18 protein-coding genes and 1 pseudogene are annotated in these 19041 nt (G+C 34.0%); 1 reads left to right on the top strand and 18 read right to left on the bottom strand.

Annotated features, from left to right (window positions below; all coding sequences use genetic code 11):
• Positions 1 to 7: 7 nt before the first annotated feature.
• The 14 genes from ABID96_RS02325 to hprK form a co-directional block, all read right to left on the bottom strand.
• Positions 8 to 517, bottom strand: coding sequence for a DinB family protein (locus ABID96_RS02325; RefSeq protein ID WP_192603318.1), 510 nt, complete (start codon positions 515 to 517; stop codon positions 8 to 10).
• 71 nt (positions 518 to 588) lie between these two features.
• Positions 589 to 1014, bottom strand: a complete 426-nt coding sequence (locus ABID96_RS02320) for a DUF1801 domain-containing protein (RefSeq protein ID WP_192603319.1) — start codon at positions 1012 to 1014, stop codon at positions 589 to 591.
• A gap of 208 nt (positions 1015 to 1222) precedes the next feature.
• Positions 1223 to 1480 carry an HPr family phosphocarrier protein gene (locus ABID96_RS02315; RefSeq protein WP_088000798.1) on the bottom strand — a complete coding sequence of 86 codons (258 nt, stop codon included), beginning with the start codon at positions 1478 to 1480 and terminating at the stop codon, positions 1223 to 1225.
• 22 nt (positions 1481 to 1502) lie between these two features.
• The gene (whiA, locus tag ABID96_RS02310) at positions 1503 to 2453 is read right to left on the bottom strand and encodes a DNA-binding protein WhiA (RefSeq protein ID WP_088000800.1); all 951 of its coding nucleotides are present in this window, start codon (positions 2451 to 2453) and stop codon (positions 1503 to 1505) included.
• A gap of 36 nt (positions 2454 to 2489) precedes the next feature.
• Complete coding sequence (locus tag ABID96_RS02305; RefSeq protein WP_192603320.1) at positions 2490 to 3476, bottom strand: gluconeogenesis factor YvcK family protein; 987 nt, start codon at positions 3474 to 3476, stop codon at positions 2490 to 2492.
• Positions 3476 to 4336 (bottom strand): RNase adapter RapZ, encoded by an 861-nt coding sequence (rapZ, locus tag ABID96_RS02300; RefSeq protein ID WP_088001696.1) that lies wholly within the window; start codon positions 4334 to 4336, stop codon positions 3476 to 3478. The genes ABID96_RS02305 and rapZ overlap by 1 nt, the downstream gene beginning before the upstream one ends.
• Before the next feature lie 54 nt (positions 4337 to 4390).
• Positions 4391 to 4849 carry an NUDIX hydrolase gene (locus tag ABID96_RS02295; protein ID WP_088000804.1) on the bottom strand — a complete coding sequence of 153 codons (459 nt, stop codon included), beginning with the start codon at positions 4847 to 4849 and terminating at the stop codon, positions 4391 to 4393.
• A gap of 398 nt (positions 4850 to 5247) precedes the next feature.
• Positions 5248 to 6195, bottom strand: coding sequence for a thioredoxin-disulfide reductase (gene trxB / locus ABID96_RS02290; RefSeq protein ID WP_192603321.1), 948 nt, complete (start codon positions 6193 to 6195; stop codon positions 5248 to 5250).
• Between the two features lie 136 nt (positions 6196 to 6331).
• Positions 6332 to 7831, bottom strand: a complete 1500-nt coding sequence (locus ABID96_RS02285) for a tetratricopeptide repeat protein (RefSeq protein WP_192603322.1) — start codon at positions 7829 to 7831, stop codon at positions 6332 to 6334.
• A 190-nt stretch (positions 7832 to 8021) separates the two neighbouring features.
• On the bottom strand, positions 8022 to 8528 hold the full coding sequence (locus ABID96_RS02280; protein WP_192603323.1) for an acyltransferase: 507 nt from the start codon (positions 8526 to 8528) through the stop codon (positions 8022 to 8024).
• On the bottom strand, positions 8525 to 9172 hold the full coding sequence (ppaX, locus tag ABID96_RS02275; RefSeq protein ID WP_192603324.1) for a pyrophosphatase PpaX: 648 nt from the start codon (positions 9170 to 9172) through the stop codon (positions 8525 to 8527). Before ppaX ends, ABID96_RS02280 begins: the two co-directional genes overlap by 4 nt.
• 23 nt (positions 9173 to 9195) lie before the next feature.
• Entirely contained in the window at positions 9196 to 10137 is a 942-nt protein-coding gene (locus ABID96_RS02270; protein WP_377896586.1) for a nucleoside recognition domain-containing protein, read from the bottom strand.
• A gap of 33 nt (positions 10138 to 10170) precedes the next feature.
• Entirely contained in the window at positions 10171 to 10983 is an 813-nt protein-coding gene (lgt, locus tag ABID96_RS02265) for a prolipoprotein diacylglyceryl transferase (protein ID WP_088000814.1), read from the bottom strand.
• A 22-nt stretch (positions 10984 to 11005) separates the two neighbouring features.
• Entirely contained in the window at positions 11006 to 11962 is a 957-nt protein-coding gene (hprK, locus tag ABID96_RS02260) for an HPr(Ser) kinase/phosphatase (RefSeq protein ID WP_088000818.1), read from the bottom strand.
• Between the two features lie 300 nt (positions 11963 to 12262).
• On the opposite strand from hprK, the gene ABID96_RS02255 reads away from it, so the two are divergent.
• Positions 12263 to 13225: an Ig-like domain-containing protein gene (locus tag ABID96_RS02255; protein WP_192603325.1), complete on the top strand. Its 963-nt coding sequence runs from the start codon at positions 12263 to 12265 to the stop codon at positions 13223 to 13225.
• 128 nt (positions 13226 to 13353) lie between these two features.
• Here ABID96_RS02255 and ABID96_RS02250 read toward each other — a convergent pair whose 3' ends face one another.
• From ABID96_RS02250 to uvrB, 4 genes and pseudogenes are all read right to left on the bottom strand, one after another.
• Positions 13354 to 13728 (bottom strand): phage holin family protein, encoded by a 375-nt coding sequence (locus ABID96_RS02250; RefSeq protein ID WP_192603326.1) that lies wholly within the window; start codon positions 13726 to 13728, stop codon positions 13354 to 13356.
• Between the two features lie 5 nt (positions 13729 to 13733).
• Entirely contained in the window at positions 13734 to 13925 is a 192-nt protein-coding gene (locus ABID96_RS02245) for a PspC domain-containing protein (protein ID WP_088000825.1), read from the bottom strand.
• A 223-nt stretch (positions 13926 to 14148) separates the two neighbouring features.
• Positions 14149 to 17008, bottom strand: a pseudogene (gene uvrA, locus ABID96_RS02240) (excinuclease ABC subunit UvrA).
• A gap of 14 nt (positions 17009 to 17022) precedes the next feature.
• Positions 17023 to 19011 (bottom strand): excinuclease ABC subunit UvrB, encoded by a 1989-nt coding sequence (gene uvrB / locus ABID96_RS02235; protein ID WP_192603327.1) that lies wholly within the window; start codon positions 19009 to 19011, stop codon positions 17023 to 17025.
• Positions 19012 to 19041: the final 30 nt, after the last annotated feature.

The raw sequence follows: 19041 nt of genomic DNA, 5'->3' as shown, positions 1-19041 counted from the left end.
ATTTTTGTCAGTTTCTCAGAAATGCAATTCTATTTTCTAATTCTGATTTCTGACGTAGATGATGACGGAAATGCATGCCGATCAAATCATACCATTCCCTCCCATTGAGCCAGCCGAAACCACCATGTTTAACCTTGTAATTTGGATTTATTCGATCTATAGTAGACTCCCAATTTTGCATTTTTTTCTCAACTTGTTCTAGCCGAGTTAAAAGGACTTCGTTACTATCTAAATTATTTGGTGGTGCATTTAACTCGTCGGGTAACTTAATTTTAATTAGAGGAAATCCTCCGTTCTTAAACAAGTTCTCACCAAACTCTGATTTCCCGAGCTTTTGCTCTTCCTTTGATAGTGCACATGCTTCTACTTTTTCAAGGTATTCGAGTGCAACAAGAATTAAATGGTCGTACATTTGACAAATGGACCATACCCCATCTGCTGAAATATATCTTAGTTCCTCTAAAGTATAGTTTTGAAGGGCGTTTTTGAAGGCTTCGATTACTTTTACATCACTCATTTCAACACCTCCTTCTTCACAATCTTTTCATCGTATATAAGAAAAGTTATGTATTAAATAAGTAAGAAGAACTAATTATGGTCCGGATAGCATTCCTTCATAAACTTTACTGTATTCTCAATTAAAGACCTCAAGACATTAACATCAACATCTGCTAATTTGTTTATGTACACACATGATTTCCCAGTTGTATGCTTACCTAAATTCATTAATAATGACTCTCGATGCGGATCATCAGGTGCAAAATATAAACTAACTTTTGCCTTACGTGGAGAAAAGGCAACTAATGGAGCATCACCTTCGTGGCCAGTTTTATATTTATAATGATATGCACCAAATCCAATAATACTTTGTCCCCACATCTTCGCTTCATAACCTGTTACTTCAGAAAAAAGATCTAATAATTTATATGCATCTTCACGTTTTTTAGGATTTTCAACGTCTTCAATAAACTCAATGACACTATTATTCGTTTCTTTCGTTTTTGGTTCATACATAGTGAGAAGCTCTCCTTTTTTTGGGTTTTTGTAAATTGTTGAATTGTATTTAATTCGCTACTAAAATTCTTCTACAAAAAAATTTATCATTCTGTTTCAATCCAATTACATGCCTGTTTTTATCATAATTACTATTAAACAAAGAGGTTTATACATTAAACATTAGACGCTAAAAAAGGACATTCCATTAAATGAATGTCCTTCCAGTTTATACTTCTTCCCCAATAAACTTAATCACTTCTTGCATTGCTTCGATCTCATCGTCGCCAGTTACAGTAATGACTACTTCTTCACCAAATGGTACAGCTAAACTCATTACGCCCATAATGCTTTTTACGTTAACTTGCTTACCTTTATAGGCTAACAATACTTCTGAACGAAATCTTGTTGCTATTTGTACAAATTGTGCTGCTGGACGAGCTTGAATACCAGTTTCCAGTAATACTTTCCCTCTTTTTTCTAACAAAATACGTCCCTCCCTATCTTCTTTATTTTATTTTTATCGGCTCACCAGCTCGTAGTTTATCAGCAATTTCATCTATTTTTCTTAGTCGATGATTTATACCTGATTTACTAATTGATCCGCTTGATACCATTTCACCTAATTCTTTTAAGGTTACATCCTCGTACTCTACACGTAGTTCTGCAATTTCACGTAATTTAGGAGGTAAAATATCTAAACCAACTGAGCTTTGAATATATCTAATATTTTCAATTTGGCGGAATGCAGCACTAATTGTTTTATTTAAGTTCGCAGTTTCACAATTAACTAGACGGTTAACACTGTTTCTCATATCTCTCACAATTCGGATATCTTCAAATCGTAATAAAGCCGAGTGAGCACCAACAATATTTAAAAACTCTGTAATTTTTTCTGCTTCTTTTAAATAAGTAATATATCCTTTTCGACGTTCTAAAGTCTTTGCATTTAAACCAAATTCATTCATTAAACGACAAATTGCTTCTGTGTGTTCTTTGTATAATGAAAAAATTTCTAAGTGGTAAGAAGATGTCTCTGGATTATTTACCGATCCTCCAGCTAAAAATGCCCCTCTTAAATATGAGCGTTTACAACATTTCTTTTCAATTAATTCTTTCGCAATTTCATTCGTAAATGTAAACCCTTCACCTGTAATATACAGGTCATTTAAAATGTGTTTAGCTTCTTCTTTAATGCGAACAATGTACACATTATTCTTTTTTAAACGCATCTTTTTACGAACGAGTAATTCAACGTCCACATCGTAAACACGTTTAATTAATACATATATTCTTCTGGCAATCGCAGCGTTTTCAGTTACAACATCTACAATAAATTGGCGATTTGCAAATGATAAAGAACCATTCATTCGAATTAATGAAGATAGTTCAGATTTAGAACAACAATCCTTAATTTCAATAGTTGTTAATTCTTTCTTTGTCTCGGATGCAAAGGACATTTGAATCACCCCCTCCTTTTAACACATTTTAAAAATTTATTTCATTTTACCTTTTTTAACTTTAATTTTAGTTGGAATTAAGTCACATAGTATTTCCGCCAATTTTACAGTGTCATGTCTAATGACATTATCATCATATTTAATGATTGGTTTCGTAACGACTTCGAGATTTAGTTCCTTTAGTTGATCTAAATCAAACAATACTTGTTGTGATAATTCTTCGTTATATCGTTTTAAAATTTTATTTGGGATTTTCCCTTCATTAACGATAATGGTGTCAATAAAGCTTGAATCCATGTGATCATTTAAAGCTTTTACATGATCACTTGCACTATAATGTAATGTTTCGCCAGCCTGCGTCATTACATTACATACATATACCTTTTTCGCTTTAGCAGACATTACAGCCTTACCAATGTCAGTTACTAATAAATTAGGTAGAATACTTGTATATAAACTACCTGGACCGATCACAATTAAATCAGCCTTCTCTATTTCAACAATAGCCTCATTTATCGGTTCTACATTACTAGGAGATAGGAAGACTTTTTCAATCTTCTTACCAGAATAAGGTATCTTCGACTCACCAGAAACAATCGTTCCATCTTCAAGCTCTGCTTTTAAAACAACGCTCTGATTCGCAGCCGGGATGACCTTACCTCTTACATTTAATACTTTTCTCATCTCTATAATTGCGCGATAAAAGTCCCCAGTAATATCTGTCATCGCACTTAACATTAAATTCCCAAGTGAGTGACCAGATAAATCTCCTGTTGTTGTAAAACGATGTTGGAATAATTCTTCTAGCATTGGTTCCACGTCTGACAACGCTGCCAGTACATTACGAACATCTCCAGGAGGTGGAATTTTCAGTTCATCTCTTAAACGTCCTGAACTTCCACCATCATCAGCTACTGTTACAATTGCAGTTATATCAACCGGATGTTTTTTTAAACCACGTACTAAAACAGATAGGCCCGTACCGCCTCCAATAATGACGATTTTTGATTGTTCGCTCGGCATTATTTATGACTCCTTTTCTCAACATCACGATGACTAACGTTTGTATCATATTGGTCTTTAAAGTAGTTGGCTAAGTATTCTGCTAGTGTAACTGATCGGTGTTGACCACCTGTACAACCAATCGCTATGATTAATTGTCTTTTACCTTCTCTTTTATATTGAGGTAACATGAAACTAACTAAATCAATTAATTTCAACATAAATTCAGTTGTCTCGTTAAATTTCAATACGTATGAGGAAACCTCTTTATCAAGGCCAGTCAAAGGTCTCATCGATTCAATGTAAAAAGGATTTGGTAAGAAACGAACATCGAATACTAAATCAGCATCAATTGGAATGCCATATTTAAATCCAAATGACTCAATATTTACTGAAAAACCTTCTTGTTCATTCTGACGGAATTGCTTAATAATCTTTTCTCTTAAAGCTTTAGGCTTTAAATCTGACGTATCATATATTAACTGCGCGCGCCCCTTCACTTGAGCTAATAATGCTCGTTCCATCTCAATTCCTTTTAAAGGAGATCCAGTTGGAGATAGTGGATGCGAACGACGAGTTTCTTTATATCTTGTAACTAATGCAGAATCTGTAGCATCCAAAAATAATATTTGTGGGATGATTGAAGGAGTTGTCATTAACTGATCTAATGAACTTCCTAATTGATCAAAAAATTCTCGTCCACGAAGATCCATTACAAGCGCAACTTTATCTGTTGTATGATGATCTGGATCTTTCAATAATTCTACAAACTTAGGAAGTAATGCTGGCGGAAGATTATCAACACAGAAATATCCTATATCTTCTAATGCTTGCACAACTACTGTTTTACCTGCACCTGACATTCCGGTAATAATGACCATGTTTACATGCGATCTTGTAGCCAATCTAATTCCACCCTTTCTAAGATTTAATCATTAACTTGGATTTAATCGATATCGTAATAGTTCAAAATCTGGTGTATATACAAATGTACCGTGTAGAATTTCAGTACCTTTTAGTAGATAGTCTATAATATGAAAATCCCCTTCAGCCATTTGAAGGTTTTTTACATCATCAATTGAATGCCAACGAAGAATCCCTTCTTCACATTCATCTTGGTTTTCACCGTCAAATTCAGTAGCTAAAAATGAAAACATCATCCACTCATTAACTACTTTTGCATTTTCTTCTATAATAATTGTAAAAACACCTTTTAATTTCGGATTTTTTAAATAGACACCGGTTTCCTCTCGATATTCGCGAACAACTGCTTCTCGAATATTTTCACCTGGCTCCATCTTTCCGCCAGGAGCAACCCACCAGTTTCTTCTAGGCTTTTGTAACAGGAGGATGTTATTTTCTTTTAACAAAACACAATGTGTAACTCTTTGCATTTTCTATACCTCACTTACAATCTTCTTACAGTTAGTTGTAACTGCCCAATCTATATTATACCTTTAAACACCTACAACAACAACTTGTAACCATGAATGATCACTGAAATACTGAAAGGAAAATGGACATACGAAAATCCTAGTTAAAACATAATGTTATGTTCCAATCTAGGATTTAAATTAGGCAATATTTTCGATAAACAAAAAAAGGGAACATGGACAAGCGCATATCCATGTTCCATATATATTAGGGGGCTCTCTGGTTGTTATCTATAATACAGTATTTATATTGCAAGAAAGTTACACCCTAATTACATATAAATTTCAGAATATTACAATTCCATTTACATTTTAACGTTCCTACCATTCGGAAAAAAAATTAAACTGTTTGTTGGAAATTAATTTGTTTTCGTTAACTCTTCTTTTAGTTCTTCAACATAGTGTTGAACTGCTTGAGCTGCAATACTTCCATCACCAGTAGCTGTAACAACTTGACGTAATGTTTTTTCACGTACATCGCCAGCTGCAAAAATTCCAGGAACTTTTGTTTCCATTACATCATTTGTTTCAATATATCCATTTTCATTTGTAATACCTAAGTTAACAAATGGTTTTGTAAGTGGAAGCATTCCAATATAGATAAATACACCATCTGTTTTAAACTCAGATTCTTCACCGCTTTGTGTATTTACTAATGTAACACCACTTACTTTCCCATCTGTACCATTAATTTGCTTTAATGTCGTATTCCAAATAAATGAAATTTTTTCATTTGCAAATGCACGATCTTGAAGGATTTTTTGTGCACGTAGTTCATCACGACGGTGCACAATTGTCACTTTTGAAGCAAAACGAGTTAAATACACGCCTTCTTCAACAGCTGAATCTCCTCCACCTACTACTACTAATTCTTTGTCTCTAAAGAACGCGCCATCACAAACAGCACAGTAAGATACTCCGCGACCGCCTAGTTCTTGCTCACCAGGAACACCGATTTTCTTATATTCTGCACCTGTTGTAATAATAATTGCGCGCGCTTTATACTCTTTTTTACCTGCAATAACAGTTTTATATTCTTTACCATCAACGATTTCTTTTATATCACCATAAGCATATTCAGCACCAAATTTTTTTGCATGATCAAACATCTTGTTTGATAAATCCGGTCCTAAAATACTATCGAAACCAGGATAGTTTTCAATTTCTTCTGTATTAGCCATTTGGCCACCTGGCACTCCACGTTCCATCATTAAAGTAGACAGATTTGCACGAGATGTGTAAACCGCTGCAGTCATCCCCGCTGGTCCTGCACCAATGATAATAACGTCATAAATTTTTTCTTCCATTACTTTTCCACTCCTTGTACTTGAATAACGCTTTTACCTAGATTATTAACTAACACTATCCTATAACTAAACCACAGAAAACGACAAATCATATGCTCATGTAAAATAAAGAAAGCTTGCCTAACACCATTTGGTATTAAAACAAGCTTCGAATGGCGCTAATGCCTTTATTTAACAAATAAGTAGATATATTATAGTTTGCTGCAATATTCTTTTGTGATACACGTTTTTCTTCATTTTCTACAAGATAATGTGTAGCTGCTAATAAAACATTTTCATTTACTGGTAATTCTTTATACTTCAACGTTAATTCACAAATTGAAAAAAACCATAATTGAAGCTGATTTCGTAGAAGTACATAGTCATCTTCCCAATGAGTTTGAATTTTTTTCGCACCATCTATGACAATTTTTAATGATGGATGTGGTTCCATATAGCACATATTATTTAACAATACTTGCTCTATTTGTTCATCGATACCGATATGATCTAACGGTTCTAAATCTTGAAGGATTGAACTAAATTTTTGATCGTAATAATATTCCTTCATAAAATAGATTAAACCCCAACGCTCACTATTCGAATTAGAGTATTTTGCTTGATACTCAGTTTCTGACATTAGTTTTTCAATTTCATTCGTTGAGTGTTTTTTCTCGACCCAAGGAGCCAGTTCCTCATGGTCATCAAAAGCTTCTGACATTTCTAAATTCCAGATGCGCTCTGCAAGTTCAATTCGACCAGATCTGTATGCTGCATCACTATACATATAATAAAATTGGACCTCTCGATTCGGTCTATCCATATAAAGTAAGTGAAATAGCTTAAATGCCTGTTCAAATTGTTCAAATTGATAAAACAATACACCAAGTTTATGGCGATGTTCCTCAGATATCGGAACAATATTAGACAAACTCATCAAGTATTCTTGAGCAGCCTCTTGTTCATTTAGAATTCTTTTTAGCATTGTTAAATGAATAAGTGCTGAAAGGTTTCCAGGATTTTGTTCTAATACATAATGAAGTACTCTTTCGGATTCTTCATGATTCCCTAAATGTAGTTCAACTAAAGCCAAGTTATTGTAAGCTGGCCAAAATTCTTGGTATTTATCCACTATATTCAGTAAAGTCGTTTTGGCAGATTTCCAATCATGGTTAGCTAAATAACTTGTTACTCTTTCTTGAAGAACAAGCAAATCATCATTTATGCTTAGATCATCATCTTCTTCACTATGGATAATATCTAAGTAATCTTCCAGTTCATCTAACTGGTCTTCATCAGTACCTACTTCTAAGTACTTTTGGGCGTAAAGATTAGCTTTTTGAAATAATCCCAACTCAAAAAATGCAAATGCTAATAAATAATACACATCTTCATTTGCAGGAAATTTATCTAATATATATTCTAAAATTGTAATAGACGTTTGGTATTGATGCATTGATAAAAGCTTACGAGAGATATCAACTAGTACAGTTTGATTTTCTTCGTTTTCAGCAGCTTTCTTTAAATAATAAATCGCTTGGTCAGTATCGTTACTATTATAAGCTTTCATACCTTTTTCGTAGAAATAATCTTTCGGTAACGAGAACGAAACGACATTATGAAATTGATTTGTTTGATTCCCCAAATTTTCAGACATTCGATCCTCCAGTTTTTCCAGCTTATCACAGTATATCATACAAAAAGAGGAAATAGTCGTCGTCCAAATTATAAGAATTTGTATACGACGAACAATTTCCACCTTTAAAAAATTCAAAAGTAGTCCAATTCATTATTTTACATAAATCAATGAATAATGGAACCACTTTTTTTATTTTACAAATATTACCTTACTTACTAATACTACTTTTAGCATCAGGTAACGAAATGATTGTCATTGGATTACCGCCAACAAATGCTCCTGCTGGTACATCTTTATTGACTAAAGTTGCTGCAGAAATTTTCGCTCCATCACCAATTACTACACCAGGTAATATTGTAGTATTTGCTCCAACTAACACATTATCCCCAATTACTACTTCTCCTAAACGATATTCATCTATTAAATATTCATGTGCTAAAATCGTAGTATTATAACCAATGATTGAATTATTCCCTACTGAGATTAGCTCTGGAAACATTAAGTCTGGAGTAACTTTAAAAGCAAATGCAGTGTAATTACCAACTTTCATACCAATTAATCGTCTATACATCCAGTTTTTCACACTAAAAAATGGAATATATCGTGCAGCTTCAATTACGATTACATTTCGAAAAGTTTTCCAAAATGATACTGTCTTGTAAAGCTGCCAAAGTGAGTTTTTCCCCTCAATATTGTATCTTTTAGTATTTCTCACTTTTCTTCGCTTCCTATTATTGTTAAGATATCGCTCATTTTTTCTAACATATAGTCTGGATGATACGATTCTAAAAATTCTTTTCCTTTAAGTGACCATACAACGCCTGCCGTTTTCGTTCCAGCATTTTTGCCACCCTCTATATCATGGTAGTTGTCGCCTATCATAATAGTTTCCTCAGGCGTAGCATTTAGCTTTTTCAAAGCTAATTGTATCGGCTCTGGATGTGGCTTCGCATTTTGAACATCGTCGATTGTAATAACAACATCAAAAAATTGTTTCAAACGACTATAGCTTAAACCCATTTCTACTACATTTCTTGCCTTCGTCGTGACAATACCAATCTTATAACCTTGTTCGTGTAATGTTTCAATCGTTTCATAAACAGTCTCATATTCTTCTACAAATTCATCGTGCATCTCAACATTAAAGCGACGATATTCTGTAATTAGCTCATCTACACGATTTGCATCAACTGTTGAAAAAGATTCCGTTAATGTTGGACCCATAAATGGTATAACATGCTCACGTTTATATTTACCAGGATAAAACTTCTCTAATGTATGCATGAATGACGCAATAATTAGTTCGTTTGTGTTAATCAATGTACCATCTAAGTCAAATAATAATGTTGTAATTTTCATTAGATTTCCCTCTCTAACTGCTACTATTTCATTTCTGCGTTTAAGCTAGTTTCGGATTTCTTACTAACCTTACCTATTATTCTTGCTACAAAGCATGTAACAATTAATGCAACAAAGAATCTAATGGCAAATAAATACCAAACTGGAATGCCTAAGGGGATAAAGATCAGTGTATCTTCAATTACCGCATGACAAGCCACTAAAAACAAGAATACTAAATATAAATCCTTCTTTGAAACGCCATCTTCTTTTACCGCTTGAATCATAACACCCGCACCAAAAGCTAACCCGAAAAATAAACCTGCTGCTAATGTAACACCAGCCTTAGATTCTACACCTAGTAATTTTGTAAAAGGTGATAAAAATTTTGTAATGTAGTTCATCCAGCCTAAATCTTTTGCAAATTGGATCACTACCATCAAAGGAATAACGATAATAACTAACTTATAAATGCCAAGAGCAGATGCAATAATGGCTGTTTTTATTAACTCCAAGCCACTAATGTTCGTTGCCTCTGCAACGGCTATACCCTTATGAACAATTTCAGTTCCACCTGGCCAAAAGAAATGCAAACATAATGCAGATATGATTGCGAAACCTACCCTCACAAAAACTACAAAGGAAGCTCGAATCCCTACCGCGGTTGCTACACTTGTTTCTATGAATAAATTATGAGAGAAACTTAGCATAACTGCCAAAATTAAGGCTTCCTTCATCGTTAAATCCATTGGAAGCATCGCGCCAATCGCGGCATATAAATTTAGTACATTACCTAAAACTAAAACGATTGCTGCATCACCTTTTAAACCGATAAAACTCATTAATGGTTCAAGAAGGTTAACAAACCAGTCCATGAGACTCGTCTCTTTCACGATCGTTAAAATGAATGAAATTGGAAAGATAATTTTTCCCATCTTCCAAGATGTCAACAAACCTACTTTTAACCCATTTTTCAATGTTTCCAAAACGAATCCCCCCTCACCCGTTAATTCTATTGATTATGCATCTAAATAACGATCATTAGATAATCCTTTAACCCTGCGATAAACAAGAACAATAATCGCAAACACAATAATTAATACAGAAATAAACTGAGCCATTCTAATAGTATCTGTTAACATTAAACTATCTGTACGAAGCCCTTCAATAAAGTATCGACCAACTGAATACCAAATTAAATAAGTTAAGAACATTTCTCCACGTCTAAGATTTACCTTTCTTAAAGACAATAATAAGATAATTCCTAGCAAGCTCCACATTGATTCATATAAGAAAGTTGGGTGGTAGTATGCACCATCAATATACATTTGATTAATAATCCAAGTTGGTAAATGTAAACCCTCTAAGAATGAACGAGTAACTTCTCCACCATGAGCCTCTTGATTCATAAAATTTCCCCAGCGTCCAAGCATTTGTCCAACAAGAATGCTTGGAGCTGCAATATCAGCTAATTTCCAGAATGATATACCTTTTTTCTTTGAGAAAATATAACTAGCAATAAATGCACCAATTAAGCCACCATGTATAGCTAATCCACCATTCCATATTTGTGGAATTTCATTTAAATGCTTAGAATAATAATCGAATTCAAATAATACGTAGTAAATTCTTGCCCCTAAAATTGCGGATGGAACTGCAATTAGTACGATATCCATAAAAGTTTCTTCATGAACCCCGCGGCGTTTCCCTTCACGAATGGCTAACCATAAACCTAATAAGACACCTATACCTATTAATACCCCATACCACTTAATAGAAAGAGGTCCTAGCTCAAAAAACACCTTATCTAATGGCTGTATATTTGATTCCATCTATTTTTCCCCACTTCATTTTTTATATTAAATCGTTTAGATCATCTAAATTTGTATTATTACCGCCCTTTATTACCTTTTCTAAGCGATCAGCAAATTGTTGAGCTGCATTAACACCCATATTTTTCAATCTGAAATTCATTGCTGCAACCTCAATAATAACAGCTAAGTTTCGACCAGGACGAACTGGTAATGTAATTTTTGAAATGTCTGTATCTAATATTCTTAGCTTTTCATCATCTAAACCGACTCTATCATATACTTTTTGTGAATCCCATATTTCTAAATCAATATTTAACGTTATTCGTTTATAAGTACGGACTGAACCTGCTCCAAATAGTGTCATCACATTAATAATACCTAATCCACGAATCTCTAATAAGTGCTCAATTAATTCCGGAGAAGAACCGATTAAAGTATCTTCATCAGTTTGACGGATTTCAACTGAATCATCAGCAACTAAGCGATGACCTCGTTTTACTAATTCTAGTGCGGTTTCACTTTTACCAACACCACTTTTACCAGTAATTAATACACCAACACCATAAATATCAACTAATACACCGTGTAAAGCTGTTGTTGGTGCTAATTTAGCTTCTAAATAACTAGTCAGTCTGCTATATAACTTAGTCGTCTTACTACCAGAACGTAAGATTGGAACCCCTGTTTCTTCACCTGCTTCAATTAATTCTGTAGGAATCTCAAGCCCACGGGACACGATAATACAAGGTGTGTCCTCTGCACAAAGTTTTTTTAATCTGTCTTCTTTTTGCTCATCCGTTAAACTTTCATAAAACGTTAGCTCAGTCATCCCCAATAACTGTACACGATCAGACGGGTAGTATGTAAAAAAACCTGCAACTTCAATTCCAGGTCGAGATAAATCAGTCGTATTAATGGACCTTTTTAATCCTGCGCTACCACTTATTACATCTAATTTAAAATGCTCAACTATATCTTTCGTACGTAACTTACCCATTCATGAGCCTCCTAGATTATAATTTTCTTTTTTCATTTCATTTTATAAATTTATCTTTTCATATTGTACCATTTTTAAAGTTGGTGGGAAAATGTCGAGAAATAGTAGTTATATTTTTATAAAGCAAAGTTGTGTAGGAATTTTCTACTTTTTAAATGAAGGAGCTGTTAATGTTTATTTTTTTAACAATAGCCTAATTGAAAAAAATAAGTACGCTAATTGCCTTTGTTCATATACAAAAACAATAAAACGATGCCGATATTAATATTGTTAACAGAATAAAATGATAGAGGTGGAATTATGTTTAAGAAATGGACTAATGCAGTATGTTCTTTCCTACTTGCAATTACTTTTTTTATGCCGTTTTTTACTAACGTAGTAGCTCATGCAGAAGAAGTAAATCTCGTTGAAGATCGATTAACACTATCTGAAAACGAAATAGCAATCACACCTGGTGAATCCAAAGAAATTACCCTTACTTATATAAATGATCTTGGCGAAAAAGAAGACGTGACAAAGAGTCCTGAATTGAAAGTTGAAAATAATGATGAACTTGTAAAATTCGAAAACGGTCTTATTACTGCTGGGGAAGATTTTGGCACAACAGAATTACAATTTTCTTATAAAGATTTTATTGTTTTATTAACGATAAACGTTGAAGACACAGTCGAATTAGAAAAGATCAAAATTGATCTACAAGAGTTTAAGCTAGCAGTAGGGAAAACTCTTCCATTAAAAGTTTATGGATATTATTCGGACGGTTCCAAGGAAGTTATAAAAGATAATTTGACTTGGCAAAGCTCTAATACTTCAGTTGCTACTGTTAAAGATGGAATTGTAACAGCATTGAAGGAAGGAAAAAGCAATGTAATCATTACTGTTTCATATGCGGAGTTTAGTGCAAAATCAGAAGGTAAAGTTTTTGTACAATCACCAGTTAAAATCAAGAACATTATTGCTAACCCTTCAAAATTGAAATTACAGCAAGGTGATAAGCAGTCTATTACAATTTTTGCAGTTTATACAGATGGAACTAAAAAAGATATTACTAAAGATGTAAAATATAAAATTGGAAATACAAAAATTGTTACCTTCTCAGACGGCAAAATTGTCGCAAAAGGTAAAGGGGCTACAAGCATAAAAGCTAGCTATCAAAATTTTTCAGCGAATATTACTGTTGTCGTTGAGAAAAAAAAGAAGCATGATGACGATGATAAGAAGCATGACGACGACAATCATCATAAAGGTAAACATGGTAAATAATGATTTCCATTAAATTTGAAAAAAACTCTTTATTGAAAAATTGTTGCTATAAAGGAGCACTAGCCCAAGCCGTACTCTAAAACAAGCAGCAATGAGTGACAAAGTAAAAAGCTCCCAAAAGGGAGCTTTTATTTGCGTTCAGTTGTTTTTTTGTTTTTTGGATCAAAAACAAAATACTGTATTAACATACTAAATGTACTAATCAAAATTGAAGCTAAAATAGCCGTACCAAATCCATTAACCCTGATTGCATCTCCAAGGATATAATCCGTCATTTCTAATGTAATCGCATTGATAATAAACAGGAATAAACCAAGTGTAAAAATCGTCACAGGTAATGTGATAAAAATTAATATGGGTCTAATGATTGTATTTAATATAGATAAAACTAGTGCAGCAACGACTGCTGTTGGAATATTAGCTACATAAAAATCTGGTTGAAGAAAACCAGCTACTACAATAAAAACTAAACTATTAATTGCTAATGAAAATAACCATCTCATAAAATTTACACTTCGCCTTCTTTTGGAACAATAAAAATCCAAACTAAGTAAACTAAAAATATAGCACCAAATCCGATAAAAAATAATAAAACAAAGAGTAATCGTATCAATGTACTATCAAAATTAAAATATTGACCCAAACCACCGCATACTCCTGCAAGCATTGAGTCTTTAGAAGATCGATATAATTTTCTCACAGTAATCTCCTCTCTAACTATCCAGCCTCTATTTATATAAAAATTATTATAATAAATACTTTATAATTTATTCTATGCCAAAACAAACAAAAAGAATGTCCAAAAAAACGAAAACTAGCATATCAAATCCATTTTGGGTTCTTTTTATCAGAAAAATGCTCACTTACACATACAAAAACAAAGAGGAGAATGTAGTTTCCCCTCTTTGTTTTTCAACATATTTTTATGATTCCATTAACGCCATTCTTTGTTCCATTCGGCTTTTGTCTCGATCAAGAACTGCTTTTAAATACTTCCCTGTATGAGAAGCTTCTACCTTGCCAAAGTTCCTCTGGTGTACCAGTTGCAACAATCGTTCCACCTTTGTCTCCACCTTCTGGGCCCAAGTCAATCAGATGATCGGCTGCTTTAATGACATCTAAGTTATGTTCAATTACAAGAACCGTATCTCCATTTTCTACTAATCTTTGTAGTACGACTAGTAGTCGTGAAATATCATCTACATGTAATCCTGTTGTCGGTTCATCCAAAATATATAATGTTCGACCATTGGTACGCTTATGAAGCTCGGAAGCAAGTTTTACACGTTGTGCTTCCCCTCCTGATAACGTTGTCGCCGGTTGTCCAAGTGTAATATAACCTAAACCTACATCATTCAATGTCTGAAGTTTTCGTTTAATTTTTGGGATATTCTCGAAAAATACAACTGCATCTTCAACAGTCATATCTAATACTTCAGATACAGATTTATCTTTATATTTCACTTCTAATGTTTCTCGGTTGTATCGTTTCCCATGACATACTTCACATGGTACATAGACATCCGGTAGGAAATGCATCTCAATTTTAATGATTCCATCTCCGCGACAAGCTTCACATCTTCCACCTTTTACGTTGAAGCTGAATCGACCTTTTTTATATCCTCTAACTTTTGATTCATTCGTAGACGCATATACATCGCGAATATCATCAAATACGCCAGTATATGTTGCTGGATTCGAACGAGGAGTACGACCAATCGGTGACTGATCAATATCAATTACTTTTTCTAATTGCTCAATCCCTTTAATTTCTTTATGTTCTCCAGGACGAACCTTTGAACCATTTAATTTTTGAGCTAATGATTTATATAATATTTCATTAATTAAAGTACTCTTTCCAGAACCAGACACTCCTGTTACAGCAACAAATGTGCCTAATGGGAATGAAGTTGAAACGTTTTTTAAATTATTTTCTTTTGCACCCACGATTTTAATTTCACGGCCGTCACCTTTTCTTCGTTCAAGTGGTACGGGAATAAACTTTTCACCTGATAAATATTTACCAGTTAATGAGTTTTTATCTTCCATTACTTCTCTTGGTGTACCTTGAGAAATGATTTGTCCACCATGAACACCAGCACCTGGTCCAACATCAATTAAATAATCTGCCGCTAACATTGTATCTTCATCATGTTCAACTACAATCAGTGTATTTCCAATATCGCGCATATTTAATAGTGTAGAAATTAAGCGATCATTATCTCGTTGATGTAATCCAATTGAAGGCTCGTCTAAAATATAAAGAACACCTGTTAATCTTGAACCGATTTGCGTTGCCAAACGAATACGTTGTGCTTCACCACCGGATAATGTTCCAGCTGCTCGATTTAAAGTTAAGTAGTCTAATCCTACATTAACAAGAAATCCTAATCTCTCCTTAATTTCTCTAAGGATTAAGGTAGCAATTTGTTCTTGTTTCGGAGTTAAGTTTAGCGTATCAAAGAAATCAAACGCCTCTTTAACAGACATCTTTGTTACTTCACCTACATGTAACTCACCAATAAATACAGCAAGTGCTTCTTTTCTTAATCGATGTCCTTTACATGTTGGGCAGCTTTGCACACCCATGTATTTTTCCATTTGCTCACGAATATAATCAGAAGTTGTTTCTTTGTAACGTCTTTCAACATTTGAAATAACACCTTCAAATTCAATCATTGCTTCACGAACATGACCTTGTTCATTATCATATCTGAAATAGATTTGTTCTCCATCGCTTCCATATAATATTTTGTCTCTTTGGTGTTTCGGTATATCTTTATATGGGATATCCATATTGATTCCATAGTGATTACATACACTTTCAAGAAGTTGTGGATAATACATAGAACTGATTGATTCCCACGGTGCAATTGCATTTTCTTTTAATGTAAGTTCTTCATTAGGAATGACTAAACTTAAATCAACTTCCAATTTTGTACCTAAGCCATCACATGAATGACACGCTCCAAATGGGCTATTGAATGAGAACATTCTTGGCTCAAGCTCTCCAATTGAAAAACCACAATGTGGACATGCATGATGTTCACTGAAAAGAAGCTCTTCTTCTCCAATCACATCAATAATAACTCGGCCTTCTCCTAGCTTTAATGCAGTTTCAAGTGAATCAGCTAGTCGAGATGCTACTCCATCTTTAATCACAATTCGATCAATTACAACTTCTATTGAATGCTTCTTATTTTTTTCTAATTCTATTTCATCCGATACGTCATAAAGTTCCCCATCTACACGTACACGAACAAAGCCTTCTTTTTTAATCTCTTCAAATACTTTTACATGTGTACCTTTACGTCCAGAAATAACTGGAGAAAGCACTTGTATTTTTGTACGATCAGGATATTCCATCACACGATCAACCATTTGTTCTACTGTTTGAGATGTAATTTCAATTCCATGAGTTGGACAGATTGGTGTACCAATTCGAGCATATAGTAGACGTAAATAATCATAAATCTCCGTTACAGTACCAACTGTTGAACGGGGATTTCTACTTGTCGTCTTTTGATCAATCGAAATGGCCGGAGATAGACCCTCAATCGAGTCTACATCCGGTTTATCCATTTGGCCTAAAAATTGACGAGCATATGCAGATAATGACTCTACATATCTTCGTTGTCCTTCTGCGTATATTGTGTCAAAAGCTAGTGAGGATTTTCCCGATCCAGATAATCCAGTTACGACAACAAGTTGATTACGCGGAATCGTCACATCAATGTTTTTAAGATTGTGTGCCCGAGCCCCTTTAATAATAATTTCATTCATATTCTTCAAGTTCCTCACCTCTCAGCCTTTAACTCTAGTATTAAGTCACGTAGCTCAGTTGCTCTTTCGAAATCAAGCGCCTTTGCAGCATCTTTCATTTCCATTTCTATAGATTGAATGAATAGATGACGTTCTTTTTTGTTCATTTTCGAGTACTTAGCTTGAATACCATTTTCATATACTTCTTCATCCTCTGCGACAGAAGTTGCTCGAATGACATCACGTACTTTTTTAATAATTGTTTTTGGCGTAATGCCATGTTTTTTATTGTAATCTTCTTGAATTTCACGTCTACGTTTTGTTTCTGTAATGGCAATATTCATTGAATTTGTCATCTTATCCGCGTACATAATAACATGACCATTTGAGTTCCTCGCAGCACGACCAATTGTCTGAATCAATGAACGTTCAGAACGAAGGAACCCTTCTTTATCTGCATCTAAAATCACAACTAAAGAAACCTCTGGAATATCAATACCTTCTCGCAATAAGTTGATCCCGATTAATACATCGTATTTACCTAATCGAAGGTCACGAATAATCTCAATTCGCTCCAATGTTTTGATTTCTGAATGTAAATAATTTACTTTGATCCCGATTTCTTTCAGATAATCAGTTAAATCTTCACTCATTTTTTTCGTAAGAGTTGTAATAAGTACTCTCTCATTTTTTGCGATTCGTTGGTTTACTTCTTCAATTAAATCGTCAATTTGACCTTCTATTGGACGAACATCAATTGTCGGATCTAATAGTCCAGTAGGGCGAATAATTTGTTCTACTTTTTCTGGGCATAAATCAAGTTCATATGGTCCAGGTGTTGCCGTAACATAAATTGTTTGCTGAACCTTATCTTCAAACTCTTGGAATCGTAAAGGACGATTATCAAGTGCAGATGGAAGACGGAATCCATGGTCAACTAAAACTTGCTTACGCGCCTGGTCTCCATTAAACATACCTCTGATTTGAGGCACAGTTACATGTGACTCATCTATTACCATTAAGAAATCTTCTGGGAAGTAATCTAATAAAGTATACGGTGTTGAACCTGGTGGCCTTAATGTTAAATGACGTGAATAGTTTTCTATTCCTGAACAGAAGCCCATTTCATTCATCATTTCTAAATCGTATCTTGTTCTTTGCTCTAATCTTTGCGCTTCAAGTAATTTACCGTTCTCCCTCATTACTTTTAAGCGCTCTTCTAATTCAGCTTCAATATTTTTAATAGCAATCTTCATTTTTTCTTCACGCGTTACGAAGTGAGATGCAGGGAAAATTGCTACATGATCTCGATCACCTAAAATTTCACCAGTCAGTGCATCCACTTCTCTAATTCTCTCAATTTCATCACCAAAAAACTCCACTCGAATACAATGTTCATCCCTTGACGCAGGGAATATTTCCACAACGTCACCACGAACTCGAAATGTACCACGAGAGAAGTCAATATCATTTCTCGCATATTGAATATCTACTAATTTATGCAATAACTCATCTCTACTGATTTCCATGCCAGTACGAAGAGAACAAACTAACTCTCGATATTCCTCTGGAGAACCTAAACCGTAAATACAAGAAACACTTGCTACGATAATGACATCATTCCGTTCAAATAATGAAGATGTGGCTGAGTGACGTAGTTTATCAATTTCATCATTAATACTTGAATCTTTTTCAATGTAAGTATCTGTTTGAGGTACATACGCTTCCGGTTGAAAGTAATCATAGTAACTAACAAAATATTCAACAGCATTATTCGGAAAAAATTCCTTTAACTCACTATATAATTGACCCGCAAGTGTTTTATTATGAGCAAACACTAATGTTGGTTTTCCAATTTCTTTAATAACATTTGAAATCGTAAATGTTTTTCCCGTACCTGTTGCACCTAGTAACACTTGATGCTTTTTACCATTTCTAACCCCTTCTACAAGCTCTTTAATTGCATTTGGCTGATCGCCTTGAGGTGTATAATTAGAAACTACTTCAAAATTTTGCTGCTCCATCGTCCCCGCCTCCATTTCCAAAACAAACCT

It is taken from the genome of Gottfriedia sp. OAE603, from assembly GCF_040543965.1.
Taxonomy (GTDB): domain Bacteria; phylum Bacillota; class Bacilli; order Bacillales; family Bacillaceae_G; genus Gottfriedia; species Gottfriedia solisilvae.
This window is presented reverse-complemented; position numbering and strand designations above follow the sequence as displayed.

Excerpts from the sequence above, each read along its gene's own strand:
- ABID96_RS02325 (WP_192603318.1), bottom strand. The coding sequence starts at position 517 with ATGAGTGATGTAAAAGTAATCGAAGCCTTCAAAAACGCCCTTCAAAAC.
- ABID96_RS02320 (WP_192603319.1), bottom strand. The coding sequence starts at position 1,014 with ATGTATGAACCAAAAACGAAAGAAACGAATAATAGTGTCATTGAGTTT.
- whiA (WP_088000800.1), bottom strand. The coding sequence starts at position 2,453 with ATGTCCTTTGCATCCGAGACAAAGAAAGAATTAACAACTATTGAAATT.
- ABID96_RS02305 (WP_192603320.1), bottom strand. The coding sequence starts at position 3,476 with ATGCCGAGCGAACAATCAAAAATCGTCATTATTGGAGGCGGTACGGGC.
- rapZ (WP_088001696.1), bottom strand. The coding sequence starts at position 4,336 with ATGGTCATTATTACCGGAATGTCAGGTGCAGGTAAAACAGTAGTTGTG.
- ABID96_RS02295 (WP_088000804.1), bottom strand. The coding sequence starts at position 4,849 with ATGCAAAGAGTTACACATTGTGTTTTGTTAAAAGAAAATAACATCCTC.
- trxB (WP_192603321.1), bottom strand. The coding sequence starts at position 6,195 with ATGGAAGAAAAAATTTATGACGTTATTATCATTGGTGCAGGACCAGCG.
- ABID96_RS02285 (WP_192603322.1), bottom strand. The coding sequence starts at position 7,831 with ATGTCTGAAAATTTGGGGAATCAAACAAATCAATTTCATAATGTCGTT.
- ppaX (WP_192603324.1), bottom strand. The coding sequence starts at position 9,172 with ATGAAAATTACAACATTATTATTTGACTTAGATGGTACATTGATTAAC.
- lgt (WP_088000814.1), bottom strand. The coding sequence starts at position 10,983 with ATGGAATCAAATATACAGCCATTAGATAAGGTGTTTTTTGAGCTAGGA.
- hprK (WP_088000818.1), bottom strand. The coding sequence starts at position 11,962 with ATGGGTAAGTTACGTACGAAAGATATAGTTGAGCATTTTAAATTAGAT.
- ABID96_RS02255 (WP_192603325.1), top strand. The coding sequence starts at position 12,263 with ATGTTTAAGAAATGGACTAATGCAGTATGTTCTTTCCTACTTGCAATT.
- ABID96_RS02250 (WP_192603326.1), bottom strand. The coding sequence starts at position 13,728 with ATGAGATGGTTATTTTCATTAGCAATTAATAGTTTAGTTTTTATTGTA.
- uvrB (WP_192603327.1), bottom strand. The coding sequence starts at position 19,011 with ATGGAGCAGCAAAATTTTGAAGTAGTTTCTAATTATACACCTCAAGGC.